This window comes from Flavobacterium branchiophilum NBRC 15030 = ATCC 35035 (assembly GCF_002217205.1).
Classification (GTDB): Bacteria; Bacteroidota; Bacteroidia; order Flavobacteriales; family Flavobacteriaceae; genus Flavobacterium; species Flavobacterium branchiophilum.
Window position 1 is genome coordinate 19,796 of the sequence record NZ_MUGT01000128.1, and the last position, 8,778, is coordinate 28,573.

Consider the following 8,778-nt stretch of genomic DNA (forward strand, 5'->3'; position numbering starts at 1 on the left):
AAACATGAATCTTACAGATATTTCAATTTTAGGGAACGAACTCAAAAGTTATTTTTTGCAGAATAAAGAATGGGAAGAAATTACATTTAATAATGAAGATAGAATTAAAATTAATAATTTACCAAATGTAGAAAAAGTTGAATCTCATTCTATTAAATTTCATTCTGAAAATAATATTATTTTTATCCCAAGTCAATATATTTTATTAGCTATTAAAATTAAACCTTTCGCAACTGAACTAAAAAAATACACAGATGCATTTGATAGAATTAAAAGTCATAATGACAAAAATGTTTTAGGTGAATTTATAAATAGCAGGACGATATTGAATGATTCATTAAACTACACTAATGAAGATTTGGAATTATTTAAAAAAATGTTTTCATCAAATCAAACTTTAAATTTTGGAGCCAAATCAATAATTAATGGCACTACAAATGATTATAAATTACGTAGTGCTTCTGATTTTTTTGGTTCTGTAATTTTAAAAATAATAAACGTACCAGATGCATCATCTGCAAAATTAGGTAGCTTAATTTATAATTTGACTGAAAACCTAGAAATTTATGATTATTTAGAAAACAGGTTTAGTCAAATGAATAAATCAAATTTAAATACATCCCCTTTAAAAAACACCGAACAAAAAATCTTCTTCGGCTCTCCTGGAACCGGAAAATCATACAAAGTGGATCAAGTGATAAAAAATTTGGATACAAAATTTTATGAACGTGTTACTTTTCACCCTGAATTTGATAATGCTTCTTTTGTGGGTGGTTACAAACCAGTTTCTGAAAAAGATGGAGGTATAAGTTATAAATTTGTACCTCAAGCTTTTACCAATATTTATGAACGTGCGTGGTTAGACCCAAACAATCAATATTATTTAGTTATAGAAGAAATTAACAGGGGAAATTGTGCTGAAATTTTTGGAGATATTTTTCAGTTATTGGATAGAAACAGCAATTATACCGTTTCGCCATCAGAGGAATTGAAAAATCATTTAATTGAAAAATTTGGTGATAATGAAAAGCATGAAGGCATTGCAAATGGCTTGAAACTTCCACCCAATTTGACGATTTATGCTACCATGAACACATCTGACCAATCATTATTTCCTATGGATAGTGCTTTTAAAAGACGTTGGGAATGGGAATATGTGCCAATAAATTATGAAAAGTTTAATGATGATAAAAAAGAAAATAAATCCTTTTACTTTCAAATTGATACAGAAAATGGCTCTATTTATAGTTGGAATGATTTTATAAAAAAAATTAACATTTCACATATTAAAGAAAATCAATCTTTAGGGATGGATAAATGCATTGGAAACTATTTTATTAAACCTGAAATCGATAATAAAATTTCATTAAAACAATTCATCAATAAAGTGATTTTTTATTTATGGAATGATGTTTTTAAAGATGAAGAAAATAAAGTATTTGAAGCGAATACTTATTATGAAGATTTTTTCCCAATTGAAACAAATGGAAAAATAAAAACGATTGAATTATTTCAAAGAATTGGTTTAGAGCCTATTAATCTAAAAAAAGATGCTGATTTAATAGACGAAAATTCATTAACTGAAAATAACGAAGGTTAATGAAAATCTTAATTGAAGGCGAAAATTATCCCATAGAAATCTTAAATCAGGTTTTTGATGATCCAAAATTCTATACGCAAAATGGTATTTTGGGCAAAATCACTTCGGTAGGCTATTACCATTCTTTTGAAAATAAAGAATTGGTTTATATGTTGCCAAAAGTTTTTATGCAGGATGGTGAAAAAACGGTTTTTGAAATTTCAAAAGAAGCCTTATTCGATTTCAAAAACCATGAAACTTTTAAACACAAAGAAGAATATAATTGGATTAGACAATTATTAATTTTGTTTTATAAAAGTCTTACCGAATATCAAAGAAGAATTAAAGACACTTCAATTGTAGATTCTTCATTGACTTATGAAATGAATTCCAATTTAGGCGATTTGGAATATTCTTATTTGGACTTGCTTTTGAGTTTCGTGAATTTTTACAAAAAAAATAAAAATACGATTCTTTACAAACACATTGAATACCAATCCAATCTAGCTAAAAAACCAAAATGGGAAAAGACAATTCGCAAATCGTTGCCCATTTTAGATGCAAAAAAACAGCCTATTTATATTGAAATTAATAACAAAAAGAAAATCATTAACCAAGAAGAAGAATTATTGGTGTATTTTTTCTCAATATTAAATAAATTCAATGAAGACCATCAATTGTATTTAAAAATAGATAGCAGTTATCAACTCATAAAAGGGCATAAATTTGAGCAATTACAAGAAAATGGACTTTCTAAATTGAGAAAAATTAAACATCGTTATTTTTCAGATGTTATGCGAAAAATGTATTTGTTGTGTGAACTTTATTTTGCAAAAACAGACACAGGAAGTAGCAAGAAAAAACGAGAAGAATTTATTTCTGTTAGAAATTACAACATCGTTTTTGAAGACATGATTGATAAATTGTTTTCGGATAAATTAGATGAAACTAAAGAAGTGGATTCTGTTTCGTTAGACGAATTGAAATACAACGAAGACGGCAAAATAATTGACCATATTTTTGACCATAAATCATTGATTGACACCTCTGATATTTTTTATATTGGGGATTCAAAATATTATAAATCAGGTTCAGAAGCTGGCAAATTATCAAAATACAAACAATTCACATACGCCAAAAATGTCATTCAATTTAATATTGATTTATTGAACGAAAATAAGATTTATAAAGAAAATATTCGCTATCGAAACGAAATTACCGAAGGATATAATATTACTCCGAACTTTTTTATTTATGGCTATATTAAAGATGTTCATGATTTTGATGCCCATCATTTAATTCCAAAAAATGAATTACCTATAAAATCATTTCATTTTGAAGACCGATTATTTGATAGAGATACTTTGTTTGTGCATCAATATGAGATTAATTTTTTGTATGTTTTAAAAGCATATTCAACATTTTCAGGCACAAAAATTGATGATTTTAGAAAAGATTCTAAAGATAAATTTAGAAATCAATTTTTAGATTTTTTCAATGATGAAAATAAATCAAAATTTACTATTTTTGAAAAAGATTTGAGTGTGGAATCTGCAAAAGAACTTGTTGAAGCAAATTTCAGATTATTAAATGGCAAATGTTTTTATACTATTGATAAAAAGTTACTAATTGCAAGATATTTTGATGAGAAAAAAGATGAAAATTTAAGCACTTTTATTAAAGAAAATGTATTTATAGAAAAGATATTGGAATAAATTTAAAATTCATAAACATGTTGCAATTAGTAGAAAAAATAAACTATTTAAAAGAGCTTCTCTCTAATCCAAGCGATAGTTATAGCGATAGTTTCAATACAGAAATCGGATTTTATTTTAATGAATTTGAAGACATTGAAGCCAATGAGCGATTTCATTTTTTAGAGAAATTTAAAACAAAAGAAGAAATTGAAAATTGGCTTGATAACTTAAAATCAAATATTGTATTGAAATTTAGAGAAGATGAAGAAGATTTATTCGATTTTATTCATTTTTTTACTTTATAACCCCACGCTCACCCAAACCCACCCCAAACTCCCCATGCGGAACAAAGCCATTACCAAAGACTTCTATTACAAGAAATTGGGCTTTAAGGTTTTTGGAAGTGCTGATTTTGAAGGCTATTTGATGCTCGAAAAAGACCAAATCCAACTCCATTTTTTTGAATTTCCAAGCCTTAATCCGCTAGAAAATTATGGGCAAGTCTATATCCGAACTGAAAATATTGAAACGGTTTATCAAAATTTTGTCAAAAACAACGTAAAAATCCACCCAGCGGGACATTTGCAAACCAAACCGTGGGGGCAAAAAGAATTTTCCATTCTCGACCCCGATCATAATTTATTGACTTTTGGGGAATCGGTATAATGATGTTATTCTTATTGATAGGTCGATGCCGGTTTTACATTACTGGAAATAGTAGCTTTATTATTGCCATAAAAAATGGCGTATTTTGTTTTGCTTCAAGTTCAAAAAAGTGGCTTTGGAATAAAATATTGGAGTAATTGCGTCTGAACATCTGTTGCAAAATGATAATTTTTTAAAAAACTTGAATACATGGTTATAAAGTTTAACTAAAAATAATATCTTTACACTCAAAACAAAATAAGAACTTAATTTGCATTTGATGCAAAACTACTATATCAATTATGGCATGTACAAGTTGTTCGACTTCAGAGGGGGGAGCTCCAAAGGGTTGTAAAAATAATGGTTCGTGTGGCACCGATAGCTGCAACAAATTGACGGTTTTTGACTGGCTTTCCAATATGAGTTTGCCCAATGGCGAAGCCCCTTTTGATTGTGTTGAAATACGTTTTAAAAACGGCCGAAAAGAATTTTATAGAAATACCGAAAAGCTCGTATTGTCTATTGGCGATATTGTTGCCACAGAGGCATCGCCAGGACACGATATTGGCATAGTTACCTTGACAGGTGAATTGGTTAAAATTCAAATGAAAAAGAAAGGTACTGATTATCAAACAGCCGAAATTGCAAAAATATACAGAAAAGCATCGCAAAAAGACATTGATGTTTGGACAAAAGTGCGAGAAAAGGAAGAGGTCATGAAAGTGAAAGCTCGTGAACTAGCCATCGAACAAAAATTAGAAATGAAAATTTCTGACATCGAATTTCAGGGCGATGGATCAAAAGCCACTTTTTATTATACCGCAAACGATCGGATTGATTTTCGAACCTTAATTAAGGAATTTGCTCGAGAATTTAGCACCAGAATCGAAATGAAACAAGTAGGTTTTCGACAAGAAGCCTCAAGACTTGGTGGTATTGGTTCGTGTGGTAGAGAGTTGTGCTGTTCTACTTGGCTTACCGATTTTAGAAGTGTCAATACCTCGGCTGCTCGATACCAACAATTGTCTTTGAATCCACAAAAATTAGCGGGACAATGTGGCAAACTCAAGTGTTGTTTGAATTATGAGTTGGACACTTATATGGATGCACTAAAAGCTTTTCCTGATTTTGACACCAAGTTGATAACAGAAAAAGGAGATGCCGTATGCCAAAAACAGGATATTTTCAAGGGCTTGATGTGGTTTGCCTACACTAATAATTTTGCCAATTGGCAGGTATTGAAGATAGAACAAGTGCAGGAAATTATTGCCGAAAACAAACTCAAAAACAAAGTATCATCTTTAGAAGATTATGCTTTAGAAACTGTTGAAGAGCCACAAAAAGAATTTAAAAACGCTATGGGACAAGAAAGTTTGACTCGTTTTGATCAGCCTAAACGAAAAAAACGACCTGTCAAAAAACGAGTATCTAACACAGATGCAAAACCCGAAAATAAAACCGAGGGTGGCAAAGTGGCACACCAAGTGTCAAACCAAAATAAAATAGTACCAAACAAAAACCAATCGAACAAGTTGGTTAAAAACAATACAGAAAACAAAACCATTATCAAACCCAATGCAACACCAGCTTTGGAGAAAACAGCAGCGAACCACACTGTTTCTGAAAACACATCGGTTGCCAAAAAACCCAATCACCGAAACAAAAACAATCGAAATAAAAACAAAAACAGAAACAATCAATCAAACCGAAACGACAACAAAACACCAAATAATAACAATGAATCTGAAAAATAATTACTGGATTTTATTGCTTTCCATTTGTCTTTTTAGTTGCGACAAACAAAGGGTTTTTGACGAATATGAATCCCTTGGTGGCACTTGGAGCAAAAATGACACTTTGAAGTTTACATTACCAAAACTCGACAAGCAACAATATTATAATTTATTTTTGAATATCAGATGCAATGATGATTACCCGTTTAACAATATATTTGTATTGGTTTCCATGACACAACCCGATGGTGTAACCAAAGTAGATACTCTTGAATATGAAATGGCCAATCCAGATGGCAGTCTGATGGGCGAAGGCATAACCGATGTAAAGCTGAGTAAATTATTTTACAAAGAAAAATTTCAGTTCAAACAAAATGGCGTTTACAAAGTAAACATCCAACAAGCCCTTCGCAAATCGAGCGAAGTAAACGGTGTAAAAGAATTGAAAGGCATAACCGAAGTTGGTTTTAGAATTGAAACTTTAAACTAAATCATGACATACCATCAAACTAACGTGAAACGTGAAATAAAATAAAAAATCATGAAAATATCCCAAAAAAACACCTCAAACCCCACAATAAATAAAGATATTAAACACTATCAAAGAAAATTTTGGAGATTGTTTTTGTATGGAATAAGCGGTCTTTTTCTGTTTGTGCTTTTAACATCATGGGGACTATTTGGCTCTATGCCTTCCGTAGAAGAATTGGAAAATCCAAATTCAAATTTAGCCACAGAAATCATCTCATTTGATGGGGTTTTGCTAGGCAAATTTTATAATGAAAACCGAACTTCTATCAAATACAAAGATTTGCCCAAACATTTAGTAGATGCCCTTGTGGCTACAGAAGACGAACGTTTTTATGACCATTCGGGTATTGATGCACGTGGTACTTTAAGAGCCGTATTAAAATTAGGAACCAACGGAGGTGCCAGCACCATTACACAACAGTTGGCCAAGTTATTATTTCATGGCGAAAGATCAAGAAACCCAATAATTGCCATCGTTCAAAAAGTAAAAGAATGGATCATTGCCATCAAACTCGAGCGACAATACACCAAATCTGAAATTATAGCCATGTATTTTAATAAAGCCGATTTTGTAAATACCGCAGTTGGAATACGATCGGCGGCAAAAGTATATTTTGGCAAAGAACCTCGCAATTTAACCATCGAAGAAAGTGCTATGTTGGTTGGAATGCTCAAAAACCCTTCGTTGTTTAACCCTGTGCGTCGTCCAGAAAAAGTCAAAGAACGTCGCAATGTAGTGTTGCACCAAATGGTTAAAAACGGCTACTTGGAAGAAACGGCCAAATCAAAATTAGAAAACAAACCTCTTGTTTTAAAATTTCATCCAGAAAGTCATCTGGACGGTATGGCAACTTATTTTAGAGAATACCTTCGAGACTATATGAAAGCTTGGATAAAAGAGAACAAAAAACCAGATGGATCAGATTATGACATGTATAGAGACGGATTGAAAATATACACCACAATCGATTCTCGCATCCAACAATATGCCGAGGAAGCCGTATCGGCACATATCAAAAATTTGCAAGAAGAATTTTTTAGCCAAGCCAAAGACAATAAAAATGCCCCATTTGTAAACATCACCACAGCCGAAACGGATAAAATCATGATGCAAGCCATGAAATCGTCGGAAAGATGGAAAGTACTAAAAGAACAAGATAAAACGGACGAGGAAATCATCAAATCTTTTTCGATAAAAACCAAAATGACCGTATTCTCATGGGATGGCGACAAAGAAATGGAAATGACACCAATGGATTCCATTCGATATTACAAGCATTTTTTACAAGCTGGATTAATGTCTATGGAACCCCAAACAGGCCAGGTAAAAGCTTGGGTTGGAGGCATCAATTACAAATATTTTCAATACGACCACGTAGGGCAAGGAGCCAGACAAGTAGGTTCTACCTTTAAACCATTTGTTTATGCAACGGCCATACAACAGTTGGGCAAATCGCCATGCGACACCATTATCGATGGCCCATTTATGATTCACAAAGGCCGTCATCATGTTACCGAAGACTGGGAACCTCGAAATTCAGACAACCGATATAGAGGCATGGTAACCCTCAAAAGAGCTTTAGCCAATTCCATCAACACCGTATCGGCCAAGCTGATAGACCAAACAGGTCCAGAAGACGTTGTAGAACTCACACACAAATTAGGCGTTAAATCCGAAATACCAGTTCAACCATCAATAGCACTAGGTGCTGTAGAAATTACGGTACACGATATGGTAGCCGCTTATAGTACTTTTGCAAACGAAGGAGTTTACATGAAACCACAATTTCTAGTACGAATTGAAGATAAAAATGGCAAAACCATCTACGAGCCCACCCCAGAAACCCACGATGTTTTAAACAAAGATATTGCCTTTGCTGTAATCAAACTTTTAGAAGGTGTAACAGAAGGCGGATCGGGCGAAAGATTGAGAACACAAGGGGGTGGTGCTGGAGACAACCGCTGGACTGGCTACCCATATATGTTTACAAACCCCATTGCTGGAAAAACAGGAACTACTCAAAACCAATCCGATGGTTGGTTTATGGGCATGGTACCCAATTTGGTAACAGGTGTTTGGGTAGGTTGCGAGGACCGTTCGGCCCGTTTCAAAAGCCTTACTTATGGGCAAGGTGCCACTGCTGCACTGCCAATTTGGGGTTATTTTATGAAAAAATGCTATGCCGACGAAACACTTAATATTTCTAAAGAAAATTTTACCAGACCCGAAAATTTATCCATAAAAGTAGATTGTTATACCCCTGTTTACCGTAAGCCCGTTGTAGATACAACCAATGTCGAACAAAATACAGAAGAGTTTATACCAACAGAATAAATCAATCATCAACTAACTATTTTACAAGAAGCTATTCCAGCTTTTCGTTTCAAGTCCAAAGCCTCAAAAGGGTTTTTTGTATGCTACAAAAGGAGCTTCCGGTGGTCGCTCTTTTGTAGCAACAAAAAAATCCCTTTTGAGGCTTTGTCCTTTCCACTTCAATCTGGGCTAGGGCTCTTTTGCAAACTTAGTACTTCACACCAAATGAATATCAAATATATTTATAAAATAGGCCAAAAATGCGTAGTTATTTTTTAG

General features: G+C 32.8%; 7 protein-coding genes. All 7 read left to right on the top strand.

Annotated elements, in window-relative coordinates; translation table 11 throughout:
- Positions 1–4: 4 nt before the first annotated feature.
- The 7 genes from B0A58_RS13050 (at position 5) to B0A58_RS13080 (ending at position 8,520) form a co-directional block, all read left to right on the top strand.
- Positions 5–1,600 carry an McrB family protein gene (locus B0A58_RS13050; RefSeq protein ID WP_089081426.1) on the top strand — a complete coding sequence of 532 codons (1,596 nt, stop codon included), beginning with the start codon at positions 5–7 and terminating at the stop codon, positions 1,598–1,600.
- Positions 1,600–3,294 carry a hypothetical protein gene (locus B0A58_RS13055; RefSeq protein ID WP_089081427.1) on the top strand — a complete coding sequence of 565 codons (1,695 nt, stop codon included), beginning with the start codon at positions 1,600–1,602 and terminating at the stop codon, positions 3,292–3,294. The genes B0A58_RS13050 and B0A58_RS13055 overlap by 1 nt, the downstream gene beginning before the upstream one ends.
- A 17-nt stretch (positions 3,295–3,311) precedes the next feature.
- Complete coding sequence (locus tag B0A58_RS13060; RefSeq protein WP_089081428.1) at positions 3,312–3,581, top strand: hypothetical protein; 270 nt, start codon at positions 3,312–3,314, stop codon at positions 3,579–3,581.
- A gap of 34 nt (positions 3,582–3,615) precedes the next feature.
- Entirely contained in the window at positions 3,616–3,942 is a 327-nt protein-coding gene (locus tag B0A58_RS13065) for a bleomycin resistance protein (RefSeq protein WP_165766345.1), read from the top strand.
- 281 nt (positions 3,943–4,223) lie between these two features.
- Entirely contained in the window at positions 4,224–5,675 is a 1,452-nt protein-coding gene (locus B0A58_RS13070; RefSeq protein ID WP_089081430.1) for a PSP1 domain-containing protein, read from the top strand.
- The gene (locus tag B0A58_RS13075) at positions 5,659–6,144 is read left to right on the top strand and encodes a gliding motility lipoprotein GldH (RefSeq protein WP_014082788.1); all 486 of its coding nucleotides are present in this window, start codon (positions 5,659–5,661) and stop codon (positions 6,142–6,144) included. Before B0A58_RS13070 ends, B0A58_RS13075 begins: the two co-directional genes overlap by 17 nt.
- A 51-nt stretch (positions 6,145–6,195) precedes the next feature.
- Positions 6,196–8,520 (top strand): penicillin-binding protein 1A, encoded by a 2,325-nt coding sequence (locus B0A58_RS13080; RefSeq protein WP_089081431.1) that lies wholly within the window; start codon positions 6,196–6,198, stop codon positions 8,518–8,520.
- Positions 8,521–8,778 lie beyond the last annotated feature (258 nt).

Coding starts and splice junctions, on each gene's coding strand:
- B0A58_RS13050 (WP_089081426.1), top strand. CDS start 5: ATGAATCTTACAGATATTTCAATTTTAGGGAACGAACTCAAAAGTTAT.
- B0A58_RS13055 (WP_089081427.1), top strand. CDS start 1,600: ATGAAAATCTTAATTGAAGGCGAAAATTATCCCATAGAAATCTTAAAT.
- B0A58_RS13060 (WP_089081428.1), top strand. CDS start 3,312: ATGTTGCAATTAGTAGAAAAAATAAACTATTTAAAAGAGCTTCTCTCT.
- B0A58_RS13065 (WP_165766345.1), top strand. CDS start 3,616: ATGCGGAACAAAGCCATTACCAAAGACTTCTATTACAAGAAATTGGGC.
- B0A58_RS13070 (WP_089081430.1), top strand. CDS start 4,224: ATGGCATGTACAAGTTGTTCGACTTCAGAGGGGGGAGCTCCAAAGGGT.
- B0A58_RS13075 (WP_014082788.1), top strand. CDS start 5,659: ATGAATCTGAAAAATAATTACTGGATTTTATTGCTTTCCATTTGTCTT.
- B0A58_RS13080 (WP_089081431.1), top strand. CDS start 6,196: ATGAAAATATCCCAAAAAAACACCTCAAACCCCACAATAAATAAAGAT.